Source organism: Actinomadura sp. 21ATH (assembly GCF_041951345.1).
GTDB lineage: Bacteria > Actinomycetota > Actinomycetes > Streptosporangiales > Streptosporangiaceae > Spirillospora.
On record NZ_JBGNUR010000010.1, the window covers coordinates 229,271 to 252,828 of the forward strand.

The window sequence follows — 23,558 nt, forward strand, 5'->3', positions numbered from 1 at the left end:
TGGTACGGCGTGGCGCGGACGAGGTCGGCAGGGCCGACGGCGTGCGCTCCGTGCCAGGCGTACCGAACGGCCGCCTCCAGCAACCCCCACTCCAGCCGTCATGGGCGTACCGCCTGGCCGATCGCCGGGGCGATCTGTGGTAGGCCGAACAGGGAGAAGACGCTGCTGTCCATGAACGCGACGAGGCGCTCTATTCCGGCCGGGGAAACGGCAAGCACGTGGAGCGCGTGGGCGCGCCAGTCACCGTGCCGGGTCGCGAGGTAGATCGCTACGCCGGGTTGGCCGTTCGCGCCGACGCGGACGAACCGTGCCTGCCCGGGTGCCGGCAGGCGGGGGGCCAGGAAGCGGGCGATGGCTTCCCGGCCCGCGAACCAGGTGGGGATCGGCGGCATTTCGAAGGTCGCCTCTTGCGCCAGCGTCTGCGTCAGCGCGTCGATGTCGGCCTTTTCGAACGCGGTGACGTAGCGCCGCAGCAGCTCGCGCTGACGGTCTTCGGTGGGTTCCGCGAGCTTCAGATCAGGCCGGGGGAGGCCGTTGAGTTGTGTCCTGGCACGCTGCAGCAGGCTGTTCACGGACGCGACGGTGGTGTCGAGCAGCTCGGCGACCTCGGCGGCGCGCCACATCAGCACATCGCGCAGGATCAGCACCGCACGCTGTCTGGGCGGCAGTACCTGTAGGGCGGCTATCAGCGCCAGGCGCAGGGACGCTCGATCAGCTATCACCTCGGCCGGGTCTCGCGCCTCGTCGGGAACGCGGGCGGGGAACGGCTGCAACCACGGCATGTCCCAGCGCGGTTCGGCCGGTGCCGCAGGGTCGTTGGCGGGCCCGCTAAGGTCGGACGGCAGTGGGCGGCGGCTGGCCTGCTCTGCGGCGCGGAGGCAAGCGTTGGTCGCGATTCGGTACAGCCACGTCCGCAGCGAGGACCGGCCGGCGAACGTCCCGTAGGAGCGCCAGGCGCGCAGGTAGGTCTCCTGCACGATGTCTTCCGCGTCATGCACGGAACCCACCATGCGGTAGCACAGTTTCAGCAGTTCGTCGCGGTACGGGTCGGTCAGGCGAGTGAACTCCTCGCCAGGCCCCGCTGGCTGTGTCACATCGACTCCCGTCCGCCTCCGCAGCGGCGGATCGTTGGGTTGGTGTTCCGCGCCCCCGAGCTTGCGGCGCGGAACACCCCGGAAGGAGCTCACCCGGCGGCTGACGCCTGCGTCTCCTCCGCCTTGCGCATCTCATAGGTGTCGAACACCACCACATCGGAGACGATCTTGCCGTCTCGGACAACCAGGTGATCGACGGTGCGCAACGTGCCGAACGGTCCGGTTCTCATGTTGTAGACCACCATCGCCTGCTCGGCGTCACCCAGCGCTGCGATGATGTCCACGCCCGTGACGACTTGAGCGAACCGCCCGATCGCGGCCGTCACCGCTTCGGCGCCTTCGAGTCGGACTCGGGGGCTTTGGAACACCACGTCCTCGGCCAGGCATTCCGTGACCGTGGCCATGTCACCGGTTCCGAATGCCTTGATGAACACCGTCGCGACGTCGACGGCTGTTCCGCGCTCTGCCATGAACACTCCTCCGTGTTTCTCCAACGCTCAATCACGCCGCCGGCCGGCCCCGGCGTGGCGTACGACATCCCGCCTTTACTGATCCGGCGACCGGCCGAAACTCATCGTCGGTTTCGACCGGAGCACGGATGTGGACGCCTCAGGCGGCGCGCCGCGGGCGGGTCGCGGTTGAATAGTCAGATATCGGCCGCGACGAGCGAAGGGCCGGCACTAGCTCGTCGCGGATGAAGTCTTCGATGCGGTACGCCGCCTGAGCCGCGGGCGGAGATTCTTCCTGCGGTGCCTCACCCAGCGCGGTGGCCATCGCCCAGGTCTGGTTGAGCAGCGTCGCGAAGCTACGGCCGGTGCCCGCCGCCATGAGGTCCGCGATGTCGGCCTCGGCGGATGTCTGCTCCACCCCTACGGGCCGGTCGAGGTGCTCGCCGAGCAACGTGGCGATCTCCCGCATGGTCATGGGCCGGATGGGATGGACCGGTGCGGCGCTGACCCCGCGAAAATGCAGATCCCCAAGCAGGCGTACGGCAACGGCCGCCACGTCGCGTGCGCTGACCAGCTGAAGAATGGCGTCGGTGCCGAGGGGCGAGCTGAGAACAGCCCGCTCCCGCAGCGGCCCCAGGAAGTAATAAAGGATCTCGAAGAAACTCGGCGGCTGGACATGCACCACATTGAGGCCATCCACCTGGTTGAAGATGGATTCGATGGCGGCGTGCCCGGCGATCAGGCCGCCCACGCGACCGTCGTCGGCCCCCTTCGTGCTGATGAACGCCGCATGTCGCAGCCCGGTCCGCTCGGCGGCCGAGGCGTAGACCCGGGCGATCCTACGCTGGTAGCGGGGAAAGTCCGGTGCGGCAGGACGCGGCGGGACGATCAGCAGGGCGCCGTCGACGTCGGCGAACACGTCCTCCACATAGCCCTGGTCGGCCAGGTCACCGACGAGGACATCGGCTCCGGCCGCCTCCAACTCCTTCAGACGCGCGTGGTCGCGGCCCATCACGCGGACATGGTGACCGGCTCGAAGGAGCCCATGCGCCGCGTATCCGCCGACGTGGCCGGTCGCTGCGGTCACAGCGTAGGTTCGTGCGTTGTCCATCAGTCCTCCAGCGTTCGGATCCTCTACATGAATGGATCCGGCGGCCATGCTGAACTCATCGCCGAGACATACAGGCAACCGGCCGCCGCTCTAAGACTCCTGAGCGGTGTCGTGGAAGGGGCGCAGCTCGGCGCGGGAGAAGGCGTAGCGGCCGAGGAGGATGATGTGGCCGAAGCAGATGGGTGAGAGCCGGGCGGCACATCTCGCCGGTGACGGGGAACCCGTCGGCGCCATGCCCGGATCGGTGAGGACCCGAACGCGCCCGGCCCCGCTTCCCCGCTTCCCCGCGTGCGCAAAGAGCAGATCGACATCGTGCTGCGGTCGGCCCGGGCCTTGGAATCACCCCCGCGTGCGCGGGGAGCAGGCCCGCCGGCGTGCTCGTTACCGTCCGTAGCCGGGGCCATCCCCGTTTGCGCGGGGAGCAGACACCGGGTCGGTCTTGTGTCTTCATCCGCGCCGGAATGCTCCCATTGCCGCGCACGGGCGGCGTCGATGTTGACGTCCGTACCGTGTGGTAGGAGCTTCGGTGAAGCCCATGGTGTCGGCCGTGAGTTCGTCGCTTGGCCGCGGGTGCGCTGCGGGTTCAGGCTGTCATCGCTTGTGGGGTGGTTCCGAAAACTGCTTCGAAAGGGTGGGCGTGGCGGGCTTCGATGAGGTAGTAGGCGCCGCTGGGGTGTAGGTGGCCGGTTTTGGTGTAGGCGGAGATTTCGGCGGGGGTCAGGACGGTCAGGTTGTCGGAGATGTCGCCTAGGACGTAGTAGAGCGGGATGGGTGCGTTGGCGCCGACGAACTGGAGGCCGGCGCGTACGCAGGTGCGGGAGATGGCGTAGCGGCCGGTGTGGGGGCGCGAGCGGGTCTTGGCGTCGATGACGACGACGTCGGGACCACGGGCGGCGATCATGTCGGGAAACTGGCGCAATGCGGAGTCGCAGGCGCGCAGTGCGCGTTGGATCGCGGCGGGGTAGGTGCCTTGGCCGCAAGGGTGGACGGTCCAGCCATGCCGTTGTAGTTCGGTCAGGACGCGGAGTTCGTGTTGGTCGCCGAGGCTCTTGCGTGTCTTCCAGTCCGCCACGAGAGGGCCTTTCGTCGTGCGGAGGGTGGGGACAAGGCTTGGGCTTTCGGTGCCGCCCGGGTTATGGCTCGGGGTGGGAGGGGTCGAAGACGCGTTCAAGGAAGTCGTTGAGGGTGTCGGCGTCGAGTTTGCCGTCCAACCCCAGGGCGGTGCGGATGGACCGCTGGCTGACGTGTCGGGGGATGCTGAGCCGGCGTTCGGCCTCACCGATGATCTCGCCGATCACGCGGCGCCCGGTGGCCGGCTCGTGCCGGATGAGCCAGTCGAGCATCTGGCTGATGGAGTGGTCGATGCCGTAGAAGACCGGGTCGGGCTCGGGTACGGTCTCACCCGTTTTGGCGGCCTCCCGGACTTTGCGGTTGTGGATGCTGGCCTCGAGTTGCTGGCCGGTGGAGAACTCGTCCAGGAAGGCTTGGCGGACGGTGCTGCCCAGCGCCGGGACCGGGATGATCGTTTTCACGTTGGCGGCCACGTCCCACGCCAGGTCCTTGGCGATCTCCTCCACCGCGGACTTGGTGCGCCAGCGCAGGGCCCAGCGTTTGCGGTAGTCGGGGCGCTCCCACATGCGGGTGGTGAACATCCGGGTGAAGCGGTCCAGCAGGTCGGCTACTCCGACCGGGTGAGAGCTACTTGTCTGGTCGGTGGAGACGGATTCGGTGACACCCTCGTGTGAGCGGCGACGTTGTTCGGCCCATTCCTCGGCTACGGGCCTGGACCACAGGCTGCGGTTGCCCAGGACGGCTTGCGGCAGCGGTACGTCGCTCTCGCCGCGGGAGATGTAGGCGCGCAAAGTGGAGGCGGACATGCCCGCCACGGTGGCCATCTGGGCGGTGCCGATGAGCTGGTCGCCGGTGAGTTCGGGTGCGGCGAGCTTGACCACACACCGGTCCAGGTGTGCGGGCCTAGGGCGGCGAGACGCCCACAGGGCCAGATCGTCGGCCCAGTTCGCGGGTGCGGAAGGCGCGTCGAGATCGATGCTGGTGATGGTTCGTACCTGCGCCCGGTCCGGATGAGCGGTGTCGTCCAGCAGGTCGGCGGCGGTGACGGTGGTCGCGGCCGGGACCGGGCGCAGGTAGTAGTCCTCCCCGGCGGCGTCCCATACCTGGGAGGGGCGGTACCAGATGGTGCCGTCCCACCAGTAGCCGCCCGAGCGGAACAGCAGGGCGGGCCCGTCCAGAACGCTGTGTACCGCAGCGGTGTCGTCGTCGCGGTACAGCACGACTGACCTGCCGTGTTCGGGATGCCAGCGCACGCACCATCCCAGATCGTGACGGAGCGGGTCGGTGGTGAAGGCGACCCAGCCGCCATCGCGGCAGCGGTCCTCCCGGCCCCACATCTCGCTGCCGGGATGGCGTCCGACCGCCTCGATCGCGGCCGGGTCATCCAGCGGAATGTGGGAGTCGTCGACGAACCCGAGGTCGGGGATGGGGTGGTCGGTGCGAAGGCCGTTCGCCACCGGCCGGTAGGTGTACCTGGGCAAACGCTGCACCCTTCTCGATAGATGCGCTGTAGTTATCTACAGCATACCCGATGATGCTATCTACAACACTCCGGAGTGTCCTTCGCTGAGGAGCCACGGGCTGTTTGAGACCGTTGATAGGCCGCAGAGCCAGGAAGTTCGCCTGTCAGGCCGAGGGTTCCGCTTGGACTCACCATGAGCTCATGAGGAGAGTGAGGAGTGCCGACGGCGCGTACCGCGATGCGGCTGCGAGGATCCGAGCAGCGGCCGCGTGATTGCGTTAGGGAACCGCCGAGCCGCTCGCCCGGACATGGCAGCCCGACCTGCACACCGAGTACGCCCGCGCCCGCAGTCGCGCCCGGCTGGTCCGGGAAACACCGGCAAAATCCCTGGCACGCGCTGGAGAGGTTCCGCGGTCGGCGGTATCGTGTTTATGTCCCCCACAACAGATCCGTGGAGGGACAATAATGGCCGCACCTACCTATCCGCATCAGGCCCCGCAAGGAGGGCCGCCCCCTCGGCCGGCTTCTGGAACCAACAAGCTCGCCGTGGCTTCATTCGTCCTGGGCATCTTGTGGATCTTCTGGCTGGGAAGCATCCTCGCCGTCATATGCGGACACCTGGCGGTAGCTCAGATCAAGAGGACGGGCGCGGCGGGCAAGGGGCTCGCGATCGCAGGCCTGGTGCTCGGCTATATCGGGCTCGCAACCGCCATACTGGCCGGCGTGCTCGCCGTCGCCATCAGCGGCGGCGACGACACCCGCACCACCTCACCGGGAGGCGGCGGACAGCAGGACGCGCAGACATCAGGCGCCATCGGAACTCCCGTGCGAGACGGGAGATTCGAGTTCACCGTGACCCGAACTTCCACCCGAGAACAGGTCGGAGACCAATACCTGAGCAAGCAGTCACAGGGCCAGTTCGTTCTCGTGCACGTCACCGTAAAGAACGTCGGAGACCAGGCCCAGAGCTTCAGCGGCAGCGACCAGAAACTCTTCGATTCCGCCGGCAACCAGTACTCCGCTGATGACGAGGCCGCCGCCTACCTCCAAGACTCCACCTCGCTGTACGAACAGATCAACCCTGGAAACCAGGTACAAGGCGTGGTCCTTTTCGATGTCCCGCAGGACACCACGCCGGCCAGCATCGAGTTGCACGACTCGGCCTTTAGCAGTGGAGTGACAGTGTCGCTCAAGTAGCCGATGCCAACGGGGCAGGCTCGCGCCAGGCCTCGGCCAGCAGAACACAGCGGGAACGCCCGGGCTGCCCCGCGCTGGACGGCGCGGCGGGCGGCCTGAGCGACCCGGTCCGGCAAGGGCGTGGCTCCGTAGGTCGAAGCTGTCGAGGCGGGATACGCCGATCTGCACGCTGGCAGGTTGAGTTGACAATGTCGGGCGCCGCTGTTTGCGCGAACGTGTCGGTGCGTCACGTAGTGGCGTCGATTCCCGGTCGGTGAGGCGTTACGTGGAGGGCGGGAGTTGCGCCGCGTACTTGGGAGAGGCCCAGCGGGATGAACGCGATCACGAGGGCCAGGATGAAGGCGATGCCGTGTGGTTCACCTGCTTTGAGTACTCCGGTGGCGTGCAGGGCCATTGGGGCGAGGCAGAGGGATTGCCACGGGCCAAGGGTGCGGGAGAGGTAGGCGCCGATTGCCAGGACGATCCAGCCGAGGTTGTAGGCGGCGGTCAGCGCGTACGCGAGGTTGGGCGAGGCGTAGGCGTCGTCGACGAACGCTGTGGCGGTGGTCAGGCCTTGCTGGTCCACCAGTTGGAAGGCGAGGTGGTTGATGCCCTCGTAGAAGGCCAGGGCGATGAGCCCGGTGAAGGCGGACGCGCCGCCCAGCAGTCCCCACCAGGGTCTCGTCCTGCCGATCAGGGCGGCGAGCGAGAGAAACGCTGGCCACAGGGCGAACCAGCCGAGGGCGAAGATGACGTAGGACGCCGTCATGAGCGCGGGATGGTTCTGGTAGGCGGCCAGTTGCCCCGGGTAGTCGAATCCGGTGGACGGCCCGTCGGGTACGAGACGGCGGGCCTGGATCCGTATCGATTCCCCGACCAGCAGCAGTAGCGGCGAGATCAGCATGGCGACGCCGCCCAGCCGGTGAAGCAAGGACAGGAAGTAGCCGTCGTCGGCGTGCTTGGGGGATGACTTGGTGAGGATGTGCGGCACATTGATCATCATGCGGGCGATGTTCCGCTCCGCGTATTGAACGAAAGTTAGCGCCTCGCCTCCACTTTGGCCGTGCTTGACGCTGCGCGCAGACAGATTCCACGAGCACCGACATGAACACCGATAGGTGCGTGTTAATGCCGACAGGTCCGCTTGGATTGGACAGCGGCAGCCCGACACGGTCCCAGCCGGACCGAGCCGCCTCGGCGGCGCGCAACCTGGTCTGCGGCGTTCGCCGATCACGCTCGGCTCCGTTCATGCCCATCATCGACGGCAGCGATCCACAGGCCGGGGCAGCACAGCTCTCCGCTGTGCAGCCGCACGGCACGGTCCGCGAGCGTGGCCAGGTTCAGCGGGTCGTTGTTAGGGGGTGACTGCTACGACGACTCCCCCCGGATCACGATGCACGAACCCCGCCCCCCGGGGACATCAGCGTCGCTTGCCGCGGTGTCACCCGGCCGCGGCGGCGCCGAGCGCCCGCTCGACCTCGTCCGGTCCGGCCATCGCCGCCGCCGCGACGACATCACCGGTGTCGGGGTCGAGCATGAGCGTGCTACGGCTGCCGGTCGCCCACCGACCGCCGGCCGTTCATGACCGTTCGCGCAGCCATTCCACGACCTGTTGAGCATGGGTGTCCGGCGGGAAGATCGGGTAGAACACGTGCTCGATCGTCGCGCCGCGCATGACCAGGGTGATCCTCTTGTACAGGGTCGTGCCGTTGGCCTCGAACGTCGGCAGGTCCAGGATTCGGCTCAGGTAGTGGTCGGGATCCGACAGCAGCGGATAGGGCAGGTGCAGCCGCCGCACGAGCGCCTGCTGATATTCCGCGCGGTCAGACGACAGCGCGATCACCTGATCGACGCCGCACGAGCGCAGCTCGGCGAGGTTGTCGCGGAAACTGCACGCCTCCTGGCTGCAACCGCGCGCGCCGGGAATCTCGTTCCATCCCTGGGGGATGTCGGCCGCCGGGTCACCGGTGAGCGGGTAGATGAACAGGATCCACCGCCCGGCGCAGGCCGCGTCCAGACGGACCTGCGAGCCGTCGGTCGCAAGGAACGTCAGCGGCGGCAGCTGTCGGCCGGACAGATGATCGGCGGCTCCGTCGTCGGCCGGTGCCGGCAGGTCGTCCGGCAGGGGGTCGGCTGCGGGCAGCATGGATTCTGGGGACGGCATGGAATCCTCCTGGTCGTCGCTCATGGGTCGGCCGGCCGCGGCGCGCAGCTGCTCGGCCAGCTGGTGGCGAGTGTGGGTAAGACGGGCGATCAGGCGGTCGAGCGCGCGGATCTTCTGGTTGTAGGCCGCCAGCGACTCCGGGCAGTCGTCACCGCTGCCGTGCCCACCGCGCAGGCACTCCAGGAAGGGCCTGGTCTCCCTGGGGGTGAGCCCGATCGCCGTCAGGCTGCGAATCTCGGCCGCCAGCCGGACGTCGGTCGGTGAGTACTCCCGGTAGCCGTTGGCCAGACGGCTGGGCGTGAGCAGCCCGGCCTCCTCGTAGTACCGCAAGGCCTTCCTGGTGACACCCGCGGCCTTGGCCGCCTCACTAGCCCGCATGTTCCCTCCATCGCACGCGACCGACCGTAAACCCGGCCCCGCGGGGCCAGGTCAACGCCGCATCTCAGAAGTTGGTACGACCCGCCCCTGACCTGCAAGCTCAACGCTCCGCCGCACGCGATCGCACGGCACCCCGAACCCGGCATGGAAGAGAGGACGATCAGTATTGGAACAAGAGGTCTCGTTGGCGGGCTTAGCAGGGGCCAGCGTGGCTGAAGCGCGACCGCCGGAGCGTTCCTCGGCTCCCTCCTGCCCGACGGCGTCACCGGCCTCGACTTCGCCTTGACCGCACTGTTCACCGTCCTGGGATGGACGCCCTCCGCGACCTGTGCGGCGAACGATCCACCCCGGCGCTGGCCGTCCTCAGCGGCCTGGCCGCCCGCCGAGGTCATGATCATCCTGAACGTCTACTGCCTGCGCGAAGTACCGCTCGATCAACCACGCGCGCTGGCCCCGCTGACCGCCCTGGCCGTCACCATGGCCCTGCACCTGTGGCGCCGCAACGCCCTGCTCAGCATCCTCGGCGGCACCCACCGTTCACGTCATCCCGGCCAGCACGGTCTTCACTCACTGACAGACCGGCGGCGGCCTGATCAGTTCTCGCGTTCACGGTGCCGGGGGTGACTGGTTCGCCGGATTCGTCCACCACGAGGATCTCGCCGCCCGGCCGGGTGTAGCCGAGCATTTCCTCGGCCATGCCGAACACCTGCCGCAGGGTTCACGGGCCTGGCAGGCGACCTCGTCGGCCAGCCGGACGCCGCCGGCCTGGAGGAGCCGGAGCGAGCCGAGGTCGCGGTCAGGGTCGGCGGGCGGGCCGGGCCTGTCCATCACGACCCGCCCGCCTACCAGCACGGCCTCGGGTGGGAACGGCGCCGCGCGGTGGCGTCGAGATCCGCGGGCTCGCCCCCCGCCTGCCGATTCTTCGGCGTCTGACCCTATTGTCGGCGCCATGGCGGACGTCGAGGTGTTCGAGGGGGAGCGGCCCCGGCTGATGGGGCTCGCGTACCGGATGCTGGGGTCGGCGGCCGAGGCCGAGGACGTCCTGCAGGACGCCTATCTGCGGTGGAACAAGGCCGGCCGCGTCGAGGTGCCGGCGGCGTGGCTGACGACGGTGGTGACGAACCTGTGCCTCAACCGGCTGTCGCTGGCGCGGGTGCGGCGGGAGAGCTACGCGGGCCCGTGGCTGCCGGAGCCGGTGCTGACCGCGGACGGGGCGCTGGGGCCGCTGGAGACGGCGGAGCAGCGGGAGTCGGTGTCGCTGGGCATGCTGGTGCTCCTGGAGCGGCTGTCCCCGGCGGAGCGCGCGGTGTTCATCCTGCGGGAGGCGTTCGGGCATCCGCACCGGGAGATCGCGGAGATCCTCGGCATCGGGGAGGACCATTCCCGCCAGCTCCACCGGCGGGCGCGCGCGCACGTCGGGGAGGACGGCCGGAGGCGCGACGTCGACGCCGGCCAGCACCGGCGGATCGTCGAGACGTTCTTCGAGGCGACGCTGGACGGGGACGTCGCGGCGCTCGAGCGGCTGCTGGCCGAGGACGTCGTCACGGTGACGGACGGCGGCGGCGAGGGGACGGCCGCGCGGCGCCCGATCGTGGGGCGCGCGACCGTCCTGCGGTACCTGGCCGGGCTGGCAGCGCGGCCGGAGGCGGCGCTGGTGACGAGCCGGATCGCGGAGGTCAACGGGGAGCCGGCCGTCCTGCTGTGGTTCGGGGACGCGCTGTACGGCGTGCTGACGGTGCAGGTCGAGGGCGGGAGGGTCGCGGGTGTGCGGACGGTCCTGGCGCCGCGCAAGCTGGCGTTCGTCGCGGCGCAGCTCGTGTGAGCGGTGTCACGCGCGCGGGTCGTCACGGATCCGGGCCCTGGCCGGTTCAGCTTCCGGAACTCGATCGAGGAGGAAGCATGAATCACCGCATCGTGGTGCTCGGCGCGGGGTACGCGGGGCTCGGCGCGGCCAAGCGCGCGGCCCATGCCGCCGGGCGGGACGCGCGGGTGACGCTCGTCAACGCGTCCGACCGCTTCGTCGAGCGCGTCCGGCTCCACCAGTTCGCTGTCGGGCAGAAGCCCGCGGACCTGCCGCTGGCGGGTCTGCTCGCCGGGACGGGCGTCGACCTCGTCGTCGCCCGCGCGGCGGGTCTCGACCTGGACGCCCGGACCGTCCGCCTGGACGGCGCCGCCGATCTCGGCTACGACACGCTCGTCTACGCGCTCGGCAGCACCGCCGACCTGGACGTGGTGCCGGGGGCGCGCGAGCATGCCCTGACGGTCGCGGGCGCGGCCGACGCCGGGTCGCTGCGGGACCGCCTGCCGGGGCTCGCGTCGGTGACCGTGATCGGCGGCGGCCTGACCGGGATCGAGTCGGCGACCGAGCTGGCCGAGGCCCGGCCGGGGCTGCGCGTCGCCCTGGTGACCGCCGGGTCGCTCGGCGCCGGCCTCGGCCCCCGCGCGCGCCGCTACCTGCACCGGACGTTCGAGCGGATGGGCGTCGCCGTGCACGAGAACGCGCCGGTCGCCAAGATCGCCGCGGACGGCCTGACGCTGGAGGACGGCCGGTACCTGCCGGCGGACGCGGTCGTGTGGGCCGCCGGGTTCCGCGCCCCGTCGCTGGCCGCCAACGCCGGGCTGGACGTCGACGAGCGCGGGCGCGTCCGCGTGGACGGGACGCTCCGGGCGCGGAGCCACCCGGACGTGATCGCCGTCGGGGACGCCGCCGTGCTCCCCGTGCGGGGCCGCCCGGCGCGGATGTCCTGCCAGATCGGCCTCCCGATGGGCCTGCACGGCGGGACGGCCGCCGCGGCCCTCGCCCAGGGCCGCGAGCCGCGGCCGGCGCGGCTGCGGTACGTCGGGCAGTGCCTCAGCTTGGGGCGCCACGACGCGCTGGTCCAGTTCAGCCGCGCCGACGACACGCCGATCGATCGGGCCGTCCTGACCGGACGCGCGGCGGCGCGCGTCAAGGAGGCCGTCGTGCGCGGCACGGTGTTCGCGATGCGGCACCCCGAAGCGGTGGCGGGATTCTGCCGAGCAAGACGGTGACGCTGCGAGCGCAGGTCCTGAGCTGAAGTCCACCGGGTTCGGTGAAGTCCTTGGTGTACCCCGGGTACTTCGTCGACCGGCCTGCGCCATCTACGGAAAGCGCTCTTCCTTAGCGTGGAACCTGCTCGTCCACGTTCACGTCGCCGCCGCAGGCCGACGGGTTCGTCGCGTCTCGCAGAGCGGTGATGGCCGGGCTCGCCGGTCAGCCGATGCCTTCGATGATGCGGAAGTCGCGCTCGAAGCCGTCGGGGAGGGCCACCAGCGCCTTCTGGTACGTCTCGCTCTCGTACGCCGCGACGGCCTGTTCAAAGCTGTCGAACTCGATCAGAACGACGCGTTGCGTGTTTCCGGCCTCGTGGGCGACGACTCGACCGCCGCGGGACGGGAGGAGGGCCAGGTTGCGCCCGCCCCCGGCCTGGACGGCCGGACCGGCCAGCTCGTCGTAGGCAGCCAGCCCTTCAGGGTCGGAATCGGCGGGGTAGACGCTGACCCAGTAGCCCTTGGCCATGGAAACCTCCCGTGTTCGGCCGGACGCGTCCGACTCCGAAATTGACGCTCAGATCGATCGATTCCGGCGATGAGTGCTGCGGCCGGTCGAATCGTCATATGTGCAGGTTAGAGCTGGATGTGCGGTCGAGGGAAAGACCGGTACGGGATAGCCTCAGAACGGATCGTTATCAATCGGCGGGAGGGCGCGTGGCGCCGGACACGGTAAGCCTGCGGTACTTCCTGGTGCTGGCGCAGGAGTTGAACTTCACCCGCGCGGCCGCGACGGCCGCATCGATGCCGGGATCACCCGCGGTGAACAGCCGGGCCGTGGCGTGCGCCGGTTCCTGCTGCGGCGTGCTCGCATCGGGGTCCAACTGGCGCAGCACCATCCGCTGGCCGAACACCCGGAGATCGAGATCGCCGACGCGGCCGCGTATCCGCTGCGACTCCCGGACCGTGCGGCCAACCCCGTGATCCACGATCAGCTGTCCGCATTGTTTCGAGACGTCCGACCACACCCCCGATTCCACACGCCCGCGGTCTCTTTCGACATGTCTCAGCGCGACCTGCGCGACGGGGTCACACTCGCCCCGGCCGGAGAGGCCGCGGCCACGGCACAACCGGCCGGTCTCACCTGGCGACCGTTGCGGGGCGCGCCCAGCCTGACGATCCACCTGGTCCTCCCACGCGAGCAGTCGCCACTGCACCACCGCATCCGCGCCGTCGCCGAAACCCTGGCGCGCGAGCTGCACTGGTTGCCGGACTGACGCGCAAGAGGTCAAGCGAGACGGACGCCGCTGCCCTCCAGGTGCAGCTAACGGTGACGAGCCGTACCTGCGCCCGCGTGCGATCCCGTGGTGGCCAGCGGGCGATCTCAGCGCCGATGGTCGTCGAAGGCCGGGGTGCCGGGTTCGGGAGGAAGGCGCAGGACGCGCGCGACGAAGGAGATCGCGTGATACCAGCCACACACCAGGAGAAGGTCCACGGCCGCTTCCTCGCCGATCGTGCGGGTCAGTTCCTGCCAGTGTTCGTCCGGCACGTCGTTGGCGTCACACAGGCTGTCCACGGCGTGGAGCACCGCGCGGTCGGCCGGATCGGTCCAGCAGGCGTCGTGCGGAGCCCCGACGGTGATGGAACGGATCTGGTCGGCGTCAAGGCCGGCTTTTGCGGCGAAGGTGGCCATGTGGACTCCCCATTCGTACTCGGCTCCACAACGGGCGGTGGTGCGGTCGATCACCAGTTCGCGATGCCGCAAGGACAGCGCCGACTGGCGTGACAGGTAGTACCGGCCCCACCCGTGAATGCCGCGTGCCCGCTCCGGCCGACGAGCGAAGATCCTGAACAGGGCGATAGGCGGACCCAGCGCCTCCAAGGCCGAGGCGGTTTCGGCATCGTAGGGCGGTTCGAGGGGAGCGATGCGCGGCGGTACCGTCTGCTTTGAAAATCGAGGCACAGGGGCACGGTAGCATTGCTTGCTTCGGAAACAGAAGCATTCGCGGGAGGGAGCGCCACCGTGACACCCGGCTCAGACCAGCCAGACACCCGACCGCCGACGCCGCTGCCCGGCAGGCCGGTCCGAGGATCGAGGACCGGACGGCCGATCATGGCCCTGCTCGATCTGCTCGGTCGGCGCTGGGCACTGCGCATCATCTGGGAACTGACCCACACCCCCGGGCCCACCTTCCGCGAACTCCAACAGCGATGTGACGGCATCTCCTCCAGCGTGCTCACCCAACGGCTCGCCGAACTAGGCCAGGCCGGCATCGTCCAGCGCGCGGAACGCGGATACACCCTCACCCCCGACGGGCAGGAACTCAGCAGAGACCTCATGCGACTCGAACGCTGGGCCAACCGCTGGCAACCCCCTATCCCCAGTCCTCAGGCGTCTCCGTCCTCGACTCCTCCCCACTTGCCGAGGCCGGAGTAGATCAACGCGGTGCGGGCCCGCGCCCTCGGATCCGGGGAGGCGGGCTAGTACCGCTGTGCGTACCAGGTCGGTTGCTCGCCGAACATGGCCTTGAAGTCGCGGATGAAGTGGCCCTGGTCGGCGTAGCCGAGGTCGGCCGCCAGCGCGGCCCAGTCGATCGCCCCGCCGGCGGCCATGCGTGCGGTCACCTCGTGCAGGCGGTAGCGGCGGATCACCCACTTGGGCCCGATGCCGACGTACTCCGCGAACAGCCGTTGCAGCCCCCGCATGCTCAGCCCGAGCTCGCCGGCGAGGTGTTCGACCCTGGTCACGGCCTTGTCCTTGGCGATCAGCTCGACCGCGGCCACCACCTGGCGTACCCGGGGGTCGTCGTCTGGCAGGTGCTCCAGCAGGAACGCGTCCACGGTCGGCACGTCGAGCGTCGCGGGCAGGTCCGGGCCGAACACCTCGGCCGCCGGGACGACCCGGTCGGTGATCGTCGAAACGGAGGCACCCAGGAACGGACGGAAGCAGCCCGGCCGGAACGCGACACCGAAGACGTGGCCGCGGCCCTGGAGGATCTTGATCCGGTAGCCGCTGCACACGCCGTTGACGTCCGCACGGCCGCCGCCCAATGACAGGTGCACATTCGGGTACGGCACGATTTTCTGTCGGTAGGGCTCGGCGTAGTCCCAGCGAGCCTCCCAGTACCGCTCCACCCAGGGCGCGAGCGCCGGCGACGGGTCGTGGAACGTGTGGCGCTGATACCTGGTCCACGCACCGCGCAGCTCACGAACGTCCCGCCCCACACGGCAAAGTTTATGTCGCCTTTGTCCAATACCCCTCCGGCAGGCGCCACCTAGCCTCCTCGCCATGTCGCATCTGTCCAACGCCGCCGAAGCCATGGCGGCAGTCGCCCGCCCCATCAACGACGCCCAGCTCTCCAACAAGACTCCGTGCACCGAATACGACGTGCGGGCACTGGTCAACCACCTCCTGTTCTGGGGGCCGTCGCTCGCCGGCGGCGGCCGCAAGGAGTCCGTTCCGCAGCCGGCGGCCACCGAGTCCGAGATCGACCTGACGACCGGCGACTGGCGCGGCCGCCTGCTCGCCCTGCTGGACGACATCACCTCGTCGTGGGCGCCGCCGAGCGCCTGGGAGGGCGAGACGAGCATGGGCACACCGCACACGCTGCCCGCACCCGTCCTGGGCGACATGATCACCGGCGAGCTGGCCATGCACGCCTGGGACCTGGCAGTCGCCACCGGGCAGCGCCTGCAACTGCCCGCCGACCTGCTGGCACATCTGCACGACACGGTGTTCGCCAACGTGGAGCAGGGGCGGGAGATGGGCATGTACGGACCGCAGGTCGCGGTGCCGGCCGACGCACCCGCCTTGGACCGCATCCTCGGCCTGACCGGCCGTGATCCCGCCTGGGCGTAATCACCGACCGGTCATGCCGGATCGACCGGGCACATCACCCCACCCGCAGCCTGAACCCCCGGCACTCACGACACCGACACCACCACGAACCGGCCCCGGCGGCCGAGGCACTCTCCTGGCTCCCGTCCCTTCGGCCCCAGCGGTCACAGCAGACCGACCTCCGTAACGAACAAGAGCCCCGGGGCATGCCAGCTCCGGGGCCGTTTCGTTCTGTGAGGCTGAGACTTTCGTCCGCGCCCCGCGCGCGCGGGGATGGTCCCTCGTCCTGGGCATCTCGCCACCCCCTCGGCCAGCGGAGCTGCCGGATCCCCTCGCCCCTCCCGGGCGGTGAGGCCCTTCGGGGAAGGCGTGGTGCCAGGCCCAGCGCGGGTGGCCGTGGGGCCTCCCCCGAAGGCGCTTGGGGGCGCCCGGCGGGGCCCATGCCCTTCGAATTTCTCTCTGATGAGCAGGTCACCCGCGATGGCCGGTTCCCCGCAGGAGCCGTCGGTGGCCGAGAGTGCGGGGCGTTCAGGTGCCCGGCGTGCTCTGGCGTACTGCCGTGATGGCCGCCATGACCAGTTCTTCCAGGGGTTCGGCGCCCTCGCTTCGGGTCCACGCCTCGCCGGCGACGTCCAGGCAGGCGAGCACGCAGGCGACGATCGCGTCGGCGCGCAGGTCCTGCCCGTCGCCGGGCGCGGCGCCGAGGCGGCGGCGGATCTCGGGGGTGAGCAGTGCCTGCCAGTGCAAGTGCTTCTCGATGCTGCGGGCGCGCAGTGACGGTGTCCCGTAGAGCATCTTGGAGATCTTCAGCATGGTCGCCTGGTCTCGGCCGAGGCGAGGGGCGTTGAGCAGCGCGTTGAGCAGCGCGGTCCAGGCGTCCTCGCTGTCGGGCCGGGCCTGCAGTAGTTCGCGGATCCGTTCGCCGTGGGCGGCCAGGTCGCCCAGCACGAGGTCCTCCTTGGTGCCGAAGTACCGGAAGAAGGAGCGGCGGGAGATGCCGGCCGCGGCGGCGATGTCGTCGATGGTCGTCGCCTCGAAGCCGCGCTCCAGGAACAGCTCCATCGCGGTGCGGGCGACTTCGGCGTGGACGGCCTGGCGGGTGCGCGCCCACAGCTTGTGCTCGATGGAATCCCCCATCCTCACATCTTAAGGCCTCAGTGACTGTTTGACACTCAGTGCCAAGCGGACCTACGGTGCCACTACATCCTGCGCCGAACCTTGGAGACGTCATGACACCGGTCGACTACCACGGCCAGACCACCCTCATCACCGGCGCCAGCTCGGGCATCGGAGCCGAGTTCGCCCGGCGGCTCGCCGCCCGCGGCTCCGACGTGGTGCTCGCCGCCCGCCGCCTGGACCGACTGGAGGGGCTCGCCGGCGACCTCGCGACGGCGTACGGCGTCACCGCCACCCCGATCGCCGTGGACTTGGCCGCCCCCGGTGCCGCAGCCGAACTCGACGCCACCCTGACCGGGCGGGGCCTCACGGTGACCAGCCTGGTGAACAACGCCGGGTTCGCCACCAACATCGCCTTTCACCGAGCCGACCCGCAGCGGCTGGCCGCCGAGATCGCCGTCAACGTCACCAGCCTGACCGAACTCAGCCGCGTGTTCATCGAACGGCTGCGGACTCGGCCCGGCGGCGTGCTGGTCAACGTCGCCAGCATGGCCGCCTACCAGGCCACCCCGACCATGGCCGTCTACGGCGCGACCAAGGCGTTCGTGCTGAGCTTCACCGAGGCGCTGTGGTACGAGTCGCGCGGCAGCGGGCTGCGCGTGATGGCGCTGTCACCAGGCGCGACCGAGACCGAGTTCTTTGACGTCGCCGGGGACGGGGCCGACGGCGGCACCGGGCGGATGCACCCGGAGGAGGTCGTCGAGATCGCCCTGCGGGCTCTGGACCGGCGCAACCCGCCACCCAGCGTGATCACTGGCAGGCGGAACCGGCTGATGGCGCACGTGGGACGGCTGGCCGGCCGCCGCCGGATGACCATGACCATCGGCTCCATCATGGACCGCACCGCAACGGGACACTGAGACGCCACCCGCGAGCTCAGGCGGGATTACGTTCACCAAGGTGTCGTTGAGGTCGTTGATCTTGGCCCGCATCAGTTTCCAGTCGGCGCGGGTGCCGAACGGGTGCTCGGTCACTTGGCGGGGTGGTCGGGGGCCTCCTCGCCGAGTTGCTTGACGATGTCGGCGGCCTTACCAAGGTGCTCCATGATCTGGGTGCGGCGTACCTCGTTGCGTTCCTCCCGGGTGAGGTTCGCCGAACGCTGCCGGGCCCGAAGTTCCTCGCGCTCCTCGGATGCCCGCTCTGGGGCCGCCTGATCGAACAGGTCACCCTCGACGAGCACACGGTAGGTGTCGCCCGACCGGGCCAGTGCCACGCCCGCGGTCGCCTGGCCGGGACCATCCCCGCGTGCGCGGGAGCAGGCTGGCTGGCCTGGTGTTCTACGAGCGAGTAATACGATTTGGAGCACTTTTGAAGAGTTGGACAATTAGGACATGCGCCTTGAGTGGCGGCCGTGCCTCGCCTTCGTCACGACTCTAGAAGCCCTCTGGGCCCGTCGCGAGATCACGCACCCGCCAGAGCTGTCGACAACAGACCGGCTTTGTCTTCTCTCGCACGCCGGAACGCTCCCGCATCGCTGACCCACCTGAACCGCACGCTGGCCGCCCGTCGGATCCGGCGGGCGGCCGGTGAGCGACAGCCGTACTTTCCGAACTATTCTTGACATTCCCAGGCGGCCTGGACCGGCGTGCGGACTGTCGGTTTCGAATCGCCGGCTCGGATTTCTGAACTCCTGCCACAGCTACTGAGGGTGGCGGTCAAGAGCCCAGCGCTGCTTCAGTCATCGGAAATGACCTGGTTGAAGAGCGCGAGTGCGGCTCCGGCGACGCCGCAGCCGGCCAGGATGGAGTCGGCCGCGCCACGATCGGATGCGAGAGTGAGCAGTCCCGCACCGATCCCGGCGAGCGCCGCGAACAGCGTCACCAGGGCCGCCCTGGTGCTCATCAGGGACTTGTCCTTGGGTTCGGGTCCGATCATCACCGCTCCTTCGGTCCTGTGGTTTGCTGGTTATCCTTCTGCCGAAGGCATAGGGTGATGCGCTCTCCTAGCCCACGCAGGTGGCCGGGTCGGGCCTGATTCTGAGGTTCTGTGGGGTGCGGCTGCCGAGGGCCCTATCACTGTGAAGACGGAGCGGAATCTCCAGAGACGGTGTGGGATGCAATGACCACGATCAGGCAGGCGGGGCGAAAGAGGAGCGGATGGGGGACGGCCTCGATGACGCCGCGCGGCTCAAGGCCGACCGGCAGTTGGTGGAGTTTCTGGCGGCCAAGGGCTTCGGTGGTCCCGCCTACCATGCGTTCGCCAACGAGATGGCGCGCTACGGGATCGCTGTGCTCCAGGCCTGGCTACGGTCGGGGCTGATCTTCGTGAAGTGTGCTGAGGTGGGGATAAGACTGCCGCCGCCGCTCGACTGGTCTCGGGAGGACCAGTTCGAGCTGACTTTGGAAACGGTGGCTCGGGCGATGAATCGGCTTCACCGCCATCTGGTCGCGGGCAAGTGGGACGCTGACCGGGGGGCAGGGCTGAAGACCTACTTCATCCGGGGCTGTGTCTACCAGTTCACCGAGCCGTACCGCGCATGGCACCGCTCGCTGGATCAGTGGGACCAACGCCCCGCAGAACCCGACGAACGGCTGATGGAGTCCTCGCCTGGTCCTGAGGAGATCGCGGTGATCAGGGACCAGGCGAGGCAAGCCCTGCGGAACCTGGGCGATGCCAGGCTCCAGGCTGTGGTGGTTCTGGCCGCCGACGGCTACGAATATGCGGAGATCGCCGAGGTGCTGGGGGACGGCACCACGGCCCGCTCCGTCGAAGGGCTGCTCTACCGCCACCGCCGCCGGGCGAAGGGAGGCAACCCGTCGTGAACGCACCCGACCCCGTGAACGAGTCTGATGATGCGGAAGAACTCGACGTGCTGCTCGCGGCCAGCACGCTCGGTGATCAAACCACCCGGCAGTTGAGCGCCCGTGTTCGTGCGGAAGACGCCGCAGCAGCAGTCGAGCGGGCCGATATCGGGCGGGCCCGGATCGCGCCGAGCGACGTGGCCCGACCGACGGTGCTCGACGAGATCATGGACGGTGTCCGGGCCGATATCGCCAGGCGGCAGCAGGCGGTGTCGCTCGACGACCTCAAGGCCAAGGCCAGCCGGGCCGACCCGCCGCGCAACGCGCTGGCGGCGCTGCGCGAATCAGGTGTGTCGGTCATCGCCGAGGTCAAACGCAGCAGCCCGTCCAAGGGTGCGCTGGCCGCGATCGCCGACCCGGCGGCCCTGGCCCGCGAATACGAGGCGGGCGGCGCCAAGGTGATCAGTGTGCTGACCGAAGGGCGGCGGTTCGGCGGCAGCCTGGACGATCTGGCCGCAGTGCGCGCCAACGTCGACGTCGCGGTGCTGCGCAAGGACTTCATCGTCACCTCCTACCAGTTGTGGGAGGCGCGGGCCTACGGCGCGGACTTGGCCCTGTTGATCGTTGCCGCGCTGGACCAGGATGCCCTGGTGTCGCTGGTGGAGCGGGCCGAGTCGCTCGGGCTGACCCCGCTGGTCGAGGTGCACACCGAGGAGGAGGTGGCCCGCGCCCTGGACGCGGGCGCCAAGGTCATCGGGGTCAACGCGCGCAACCTGAAGACCTTGGAGGTCGACCGTGACGTCTTCGCCCGGCTTGCCCCGCTGATCCCCGAGGACGTCGTTAAAATCGCCGAGTCCGGCGTGCGTAGCCCGGGAGACCTGCTGGTCTACGCCTCGGCGGGCGCCGATGCGGTGCTGGTGGGCGAGAGCCTGGTCGTCAGTGGCGACCCGCGCGCCGCCGTTGCGCAACTGGTCACGGCCGGGGCCCACACGGCCCCGTGGCAGAATGGTTGACGGATCGATCTGCCCCTAAGGGACCGAGCCCAGGTCACCGCGCCGGTCGAACGGGCCGTCGCCGCAAGGCATTTCGGTGAACTCCTCCGCATCAGTGATCGCCGGGAACGGTCGCGGTTCGGGCAGGGGCCCGACAGTGGCGATACCCCGGACGTGAGACGGGCCTAAGCAGCCCGACAACCGACGCACGACGCGGGCGGGCCTGCTCGCGGCCGCACCGCCCCGGATCTTTGATCGCGCAGAAACGTCTCTCAAGAAACGGGGTCCCCGCGGTAATCGGGAAAGATCGGGCGGATACGGAACCGCTACGCCCCCAGCGACCACACCGGTTGCTGACCGCGGACCGTCGACGATGGTGGCGACCACGTCGGTGCTGATCCACAGGTTGCGGGGGGGGCGCGGTCGCGCACAGGTCGGCGTGCTCGGGTGTGCCCAGCGAGCACATCACCTCCCATCGGGGTACTGGCAGCCTGCTCCGGATCTCGCGGTCGAGGCACATCTCGACCCAGTCGTGCCGGGTGGGGGCCAGGTAGGTGGCCTGCCTGGCCGCCCTGTACGACTCCATGCAAAGCGCCAGGGCCTCGACCGCGGCCGCGTGGTCGTTGTCGTCCGCGACGGCCAGCAACGTCCGCATGCGGCGGAGAAACGCCTCCGGCTCGGAGACGTACCGGTGGTCACCCAGCACGAGATCACCGGTCCGGGCCGTTGCCGACGCGGCGAACGGAAGGCCGTGCTCGCAGGTCAGGGCGTCGGCGACCCAGGCCGGGGATCCGGGGTCGCAGACAGGCAGGGCGAGCACGTGGAAAACGGCCGCCGCTCCCGTCGCGTCGACCTCGCCGTTCAGGTAGCGGCGGGCGCTCTCGACCAGGTCGGGCCTCGCGCTCCTCCGGATCGCCTCCTCGACCCGCTGCGTCTCACGGTGGATCCAGTCGGCGAGCCGCTGGGGCGCGGACCGGTCGAGTTCGACCTTGGGAACGTATCGGCCGCCGCGTCGTGGATGAACCTTTTCCAGCCACGACGCGGGCATCTCGTGGAGAGTGTCTTCCACGGGAAGATACCGTAGCGGGCCGGTCCGACCGGATGCCCGCGCGCGAGCCGGCGCGGGAGCTGTCCATGGCAAGGAACGCCGGCCCCCACTCACGGCGGTGTCAAGTCCACATGGTGAGGCAGCGCGGGGCCGCTGTGTGTCGCATTATCCGGCGCGGTTGAGGCGGGTGGCGTTGTCGTAGGACTCGTGAGCGTCGAGCAGTTCGTCCCAGTGTTCCTCGGCCCAGGCGCAGGCGGCCGCCAGTGGCTCGAGCATGCTGCGGCCTAGCGGGGTCAGTTCGTACTCGACACGCGGGGTGGTCTCGTCGTAGACGGTGCGCTTGACCAGGCCGTCCCGTTCGAGGGATCGCAGCGACGTGGTGAGGACCTTGGGGGTGATGCGGCTCAGCGCCACGCGTAGCTCGGAGAACCGGCGCGGCCCGTGCTCGAGGCAGCGGATGATGAGCGCCGCCCATTTGTCGCCGAACCGGATCGGGTTGAGCGAGGACGGGCACAGTTCGTCGAACATGTCGGCGGGCAGGGGTTCACTCATGGGCTCACGATAACTGCGGTATCTCGGCGGTAACCGCGGTCCTCGATAACGTCCGTGCACCGGCCGGCGCACATGGCTCCGGCCCTGGTGAGAGGCGATCACCCATGAACATCGTGATCTTCGGTGCGGGCGGCCGGGCCGGGCGGCAGGCCGTCGCCGAGGCGCACCGGCGTGGCCACCGGGTCACCGCAGTGGTGCGCGATCCCGCACGCCACGGCGACCTGACCGGCGCGAACGTCGTGGCGGGAGACGTCACGAACGCGGTGAGCGTCGAGCAGGCGGCCGCCGGGCACGACGCCGCGATCAGCGCCGCTGCGGGCCTGTCCGTGCCGCCGCACGACTTCTTCACCGCGTCGTCCCGTGCCCTGGCCACCGGCCTGGCGAAGGCAGGGGTGCGCCGCCTGGTGGTGGTCGGTCTTGCCTCGGTCCTGCCCGGGGCGTCCGGAGTTCCGCTGATGGACGAGCCCGGCTACCCGAACGAGTACCGCTCCTTCTATCTCGGGCACGCGGCGGGCCTGGACGAGTTGCGGACTTGCGACCTCGACTGGGCGTACGTCGCCCCGGCAGGTGACTTCGACCACGATGGCGGGCGCGTCGGCCGGTACCGGGTCGCCGAGCACGGCGACCCGGCCGACCGGATCACGTACGCGGACTTCGCGATCGCGCTGCTCGACGAGATCGAGGACCCCCGCCACCACAGCGCCGCCGTCAGCATCCGGGAGGCGTGATGCCCGAGGTCCACGACAGCCCGAACGCCTGGGTCGCCGAGCACATCCGCCGTTTCGAGGAGACCGATGGCCGACCGAGGTCGGGCGTGAACGACCTGCTCCTGACGACCCGAGGCCGCAAATCCGGCGAGCTGCGCCGCACCGCACTCGTCTACCAACGCGACGGCGACCGCTACGTCCTGGCGGCCTCCAACCGCGGCGCGGACCACCATCCGGCCTGGTATCTCAACCTGCTCGCCGACCCGTACGTCACCGTGCAGGTCGGTACGGAGACCTTCCCCGCACGCGCGCGTCCCGCCACCGCGGCAGAGCGTCCACACCTGTGGCGCTTGATGGTGTCGGCCATGCCGGAGTACGCGACCTACCAGCAGCGGATCACCCGGGAGATCCCTGTAGTTCTCCTGGAACGCGTCCATGAGCGCGAGGTGCCGATCACTTCTTGACCATGTGGTGTGGCACGGGACGCGCGGACGGGGCAAAGAACGAGCGAAACGACCGAGATCCACCGCGTTCAGGGAGCCCCGCCGCTCATGCATTCTGTCGACCATGCCCGCGCGGGGGGTGGTCCC

The 23,558-nt window shown here is 69.4% G+C and carries 27 protein-coding genes; 12 read left to right on the forward strand and 15 right to left on the reverse strand.

The window, feature by feature from the left end:
• Nucleotides 1-98 precede the first annotated feature (98 nt).
• From ACA361_RS27240 to ACA361_RS27260, 5 genes are all read right to left on the reverse strand, one after another.
• A complete protein-coding gene (locus tag ACA361_RS27240) occupies nucleotides 99-1,094 on the reverse strand; it encodes a sigma-70 family RNA polymerase sigma factor (protein ID WP_375016383.1) in 996 nt (331 codons plus the stop codon).
• An 89-nt stretch (nucleotides 1,095-1,183) separates the two neighbouring features.
• Nucleotides 1,184-1,564, reverse strand: coding sequence for a nuclear transport factor 2 family protein (locus ACA361_RS27245; protein WP_375016385.1), 381 nt, complete (start codon nucleotides 1,562-1,564; stop codon nucleotides 1,184-1,186).
• Nucleotides 1,565-1,703: 139 nt separating this feature from the next.
• The gene (locus ACA361_RS27250; protein WP_375016387.1) at nucleotides 1,704-2,702 is read right to left on the reverse strand and encodes an NAD(P)H-binding protein; all 999 of its coding nucleotides are present in this window, start codon (nucleotides 2,700-2,702) and stop codon (nucleotides 1,704-1,706) included.
• A gap of 535 nt (nucleotides 2,703-3,237) precedes the next feature.
• Entirely contained in the window at nucleotides 3,238-3,726 is a 489-nt protein-coding gene (locus ACA361_RS27255) for a hypothetical protein (protein ID WP_375016390.1), read from the reverse strand.
• A gap of 61 nt (nucleotides 3,727-3,787) precedes the next feature.
• Complete coding sequence (locus ACA361_RS27260) at nucleotides 3,788-5,182, reverse strand: helix-turn-helix transcriptional regulator (RefSeq protein ID WP_375016392.1); 1,395 nt, start codon at nucleotides 5,180-5,182, stop codon at nucleotides 3,788-3,790.
• 551 nt (nucleotides 5,183-5,733) lie between these two features.
• Here ACA361_RS27260 and ACA361_RS27265 point away from each other — a divergent pair.
• Nucleotides 5,734-6,384 carry a DUF4352 domain-containing protein gene (locus ACA361_RS27265; protein WP_375016394.1) on the forward strand — a complete coding sequence of 217 codons (651 nt, stop codon included), beginning with the start codon at nucleotides 5,734-5,736 and terminating at the stop codon, nucleotides 6,382-6,384.
• A 226-nt stretch (nucleotides 6,385-6,610) separates the two neighbouring features.
• On the opposite strand, the gene ACA361_RS27270 is transcribed toward ACA361_RS27265, so the two are convergent.
• Together ACA361_RS27270 and ACA361_RS27275 are read right to left on the reverse strand one after the other, a co-directional pair.
• On the reverse strand, nucleotides 6,611-7,366 hold the full coding sequence (locus ACA361_RS27270; protein WP_375016396.1) for a hypothetical protein: 756 nt from the start codon (nucleotides 7,364-7,366) through the stop codon (nucleotides 6,611-6,613).
• Nucleotides 7,367-7,942: 576 nt separating this feature from the next.
• Nucleotides 7,943-8,905 (reverse strand): MerR family transcriptional regulator, encoded by a 963-nt coding sequence (locus ACA361_RS27275; protein ID WP_375016398.1) that lies wholly within the window; start codon nucleotides 8,903-8,905, stop codon nucleotides 7,943-7,945.
• Nucleotides 8,906-9,187: 282 nt separating this feature from the next.
• Here ACA361_RS27275 and ACA361_RS27280 point away from each other — a divergent pair, with 282 nt between their 5' ends.
• The 3 genes from ACA361_RS27280 (at nucleotide 9,188) to ACA361_RS27290 (ending at nucleotide 11,935) form a co-directional block, all read left to right on the forward strand.
• Nucleotides 9,188-9,529 carry a branched-chain amino acid transporter permease gene (locus ACA361_RS27280; protein WP_375016400.1) on the forward strand — a complete coding sequence of 114 codons (342 nt, stop codon included), beginning with the start codon at nucleotides 9,188-9,190 and terminating at the stop codon, nucleotides 9,527-9,529.
• 325 nt (nucleotides 9,530-9,854) lie between these two features.
• Nucleotides 9,855-10,727: an RNA polymerase sigma factor SigJ gene (gene sigJ / locus ACA361_RS27285; protein ID WP_375016402.1), complete on the forward strand. Its 873-nt coding sequence runs from the start codon at nucleotides 9,855-9,857 to the stop codon at nucleotides 10,725-10,727.
• Nucleotides 10,728-10,804: 77 nt separating this feature from the next.
• Complete coding sequence (locus ACA361_RS27290) at nucleotides 10,805-11,935, forward strand: NAD(P)/FAD-dependent oxidoreductase (protein WP_375016404.1); 1,131 nt, start codon at nucleotides 10,805-10,807, stop codon at nucleotides 11,933-11,935.
• Nucleotides 11,936-12,137: 202 nt separating this feature from the next.
• Here ACA361_RS27290 and ACA361_RS27295 read toward each other — a convergent pair whose 3' ends face one another.
• A complete protein-coding gene (locus tag ACA361_RS27295) occupies nucleotides 12,138-12,443 on the reverse strand; it encodes a DUF1330 domain-containing protein (protein ID WP_375016405.1) in 306 nt (101 codons plus the stop codon).
• 313 nt (nucleotides 12,444-12,756) lie between these two features.
• Here ACA361_RS27295 and ACA361_RS27300 point away from each other — a divergent pair, with 313 nt between their 5' ends.
• The gene (locus ACA361_RS27300; RefSeq protein WP_375016407.1) at nucleotides 12,757-13,191 is read left to right on the forward strand and encodes a LysR substrate-binding domain-containing protein; all 435 of its coding nucleotides are present in this window, start codon (nucleotides 12,757-12,759) and stop codon (nucleotides 13,189-13,191) included.
• Between the two features lie 107 nt (nucleotides 13,192-13,298).
• On the opposite strand, the gene ACA361_RS27305 is transcribed toward ACA361_RS27300, so the two are convergent.
• A complete protein-coding gene (locus ACA361_RS27305; protein WP_375016409.1) occupies nucleotides 13,299-13,877 on the reverse strand; it encodes a carboxymuconolactone decarboxylase family protein in 579 nt (192 codons plus the stop codon).
• Between the two features lie 150 nt (nucleotides 13,878-14,027).
• Between ACA361_RS27305 and ACA361_RS27310 the strand changes: the two genes are divergently transcribed.
• The gene (locus ACA361_RS27310; protein WP_375016411.1) at nucleotides 14,028-14,351 is read left to right on the forward strand and encodes a winged helix-turn-helix transcriptional regulator; all 324 of its coding nucleotides are present in this window, start codon (nucleotides 14,028-14,030) and stop codon (nucleotides 14,349-14,351) included.
• A 44-nt stretch (nucleotides 14,352-14,395) separates the two neighbouring features.
• Here the strand turns inward: ACA361_RS27310 and ACA361_RS27315 are convergent, their stop codons facing one another.
• Nucleotides 14,396-15,139 carry a DUF6597 domain-containing transcriptional factor gene (locus tag ACA361_RS27315; RefSeq protein WP_375016413.1) on the reverse strand — a complete coding sequence of 248 codons (744 nt, stop codon included), beginning with the start codon at nucleotides 15,137-15,139 and terminating at the stop codon, nucleotides 14,396-14,398.
• 64 nt (nucleotides 15,140-15,203) lie between these two features.
• Here ACA361_RS27315 and ACA361_RS27320 point away from each other — a divergent pair, with 64 nt between their 5' ends.
• Nucleotides 15,204-15,773: a TIGR03086 family metal-binding protein gene (locus tag ACA361_RS27320; protein WP_375016414.1), complete on the forward strand. Its 570-nt coding sequence runs from the start codon at nucleotides 15,204-15,206 to the stop codon at nucleotides 15,771-15,773.
• Between the two features lie 507 nt (nucleotides 15,774-16,280).
• On the opposite strand, the gene ACA361_RS27325 is transcribed toward ACA361_RS27320, so the two are convergent.
• Complete coding sequence (locus ACA361_RS27325; RefSeq protein ID WP_375016416.1) at nucleotides 16,281-16,889, reverse strand: TetR family transcriptional regulator; 609 nt, start codon at nucleotides 16,887-16,889, stop codon at nucleotides 16,281-16,283.
• 92 nt (nucleotides 16,890-16,981) lie between these two features.
• Between ACA361_RS27325 and ACA361_RS27330 the strand changes: the two genes are divergently transcribed.
• Nucleotides 16,982-17,788, forward strand: a complete 807-nt coding sequence (locus tag ACA361_RS27330; protein ID WP_375016418.1) for an SDR family NAD(P)-dependent oxidoreductase — start codon at nucleotides 16,982-16,984, stop codon at nucleotides 17,786-17,788.
• Nucleotides 17,789-17,898: 110 nt separating this feature from the next.
• Here ACA361_RS27330 and ACA361_RS27335 read toward each other — a convergent pair whose 3' ends face one another.
• Entirely contained in the window at nucleotides 17,899-18,141 is a 243-nt protein-coding gene (locus ACA361_RS27335) for a hypothetical protein (protein WP_375016420.1), read from the reverse strand.
• Nucleotides 18,142-18,602: 461 nt separating this feature from the next.
• Nucleotides 18,603-18,803: a hypothetical protein gene (locus tag ACA361_RS27340; protein ID WP_375016422.1), complete on the reverse strand. Its 201-nt coding sequence runs from the start codon at nucleotides 18,801-18,803 to the stop codon at nucleotides 18,603-18,605.
• Between the two features lie 221 nt (nucleotides 18,804-19,024).
• Here ACA361_RS27340 and ACA361_RS27345 point away from each other — a divergent pair, with 221 nt between their 5' ends.
• Both ACA361_RS27345 and trpC read left to right on the forward strand, forming a co-directional pair.
• Nucleotides 19,025-19,690: an RNA polymerase sigma factor gene (locus ACA361_RS27345; protein WP_375016424.1), complete on the forward strand. Its 666-nt coding sequence runs from the start codon at nucleotides 19,025-19,027 to the stop codon at nucleotides 19,688-19,690.
• 176 nt (nucleotides 19,691-19,866) lie between these two features.
• Entirely contained in the window at nucleotides 19,867-20,682 is an 816-nt protein-coding gene (gene trpC / locus ACA361_RS27350) for an indole-3-glycerol phosphate synthase TrpC (RefSeq protein ID WP_375016477.1), read from the forward strand.
• A gap of 91 nt (nucleotides 20,683-20,773) precedes the next feature.
• Here the strand turns inward: trpC and ACA361_RS27355 are convergent, their stop codons facing one another.
• Together ACA361_RS27355 and ACA361_RS27360 are read right to left on the reverse strand one after the other, a co-directional pair.
• Nucleotides 20,774-21,730, reverse strand: a complete 957-nt coding sequence (locus ACA361_RS27355; RefSeq protein ID WP_375016426.1) for a hypothetical protein — start codon at nucleotides 21,728-21,730, stop codon at nucleotides 20,774-20,776.
• A gap of 144 nt (nucleotides 21,731-21,874) precedes the next feature.
• The gene (locus ACA361_RS27360; protein ID WP_375016428.1) at nucleotides 21,875-22,261 is read right to left on the reverse strand and encodes a winged helix-turn-helix transcriptional regulator; all 387 of its coding nucleotides are present in this window, start codon (nucleotides 22,259-22,261) and stop codon (nucleotides 21,875-21,877) included.
• Nucleotides 22,262-22,365: 104 nt separating this feature from the next.
• Here ACA361_RS27360 and ACA361_RS27365 point away from each other — a divergent pair, with 104 nt between their 5' ends.
• Nucleotides 22,366-22,989 carry an NAD(P)-dependent oxidoreductase gene (locus tag ACA361_RS27365; RefSeq protein ID WP_375016430.1) on the forward strand — a complete coding sequence of 208 codons (624 nt, stop codon included), beginning with the start codon at nucleotides 22,366-22,368 and terminating at the stop codon, nucleotides 22,987-22,989.
• On the forward strand, nucleotides 22,989-23,432 hold the full coding sequence (locus tag ACA361_RS27370; RefSeq protein WP_375016432.1) for a nitroreductase family deazaflavin-dependent oxidoreductase: 444 nt from the start codon (nucleotides 22,989-22,991) through the stop codon (nucleotides 23,430-23,432). The genes ACA361_RS27365 and ACA361_RS27370 overlap by 1 nt, the downstream gene beginning before the upstream one ends.
• Nucleotides 23,433-23,558 lie beyond the last annotated feature (126 nt).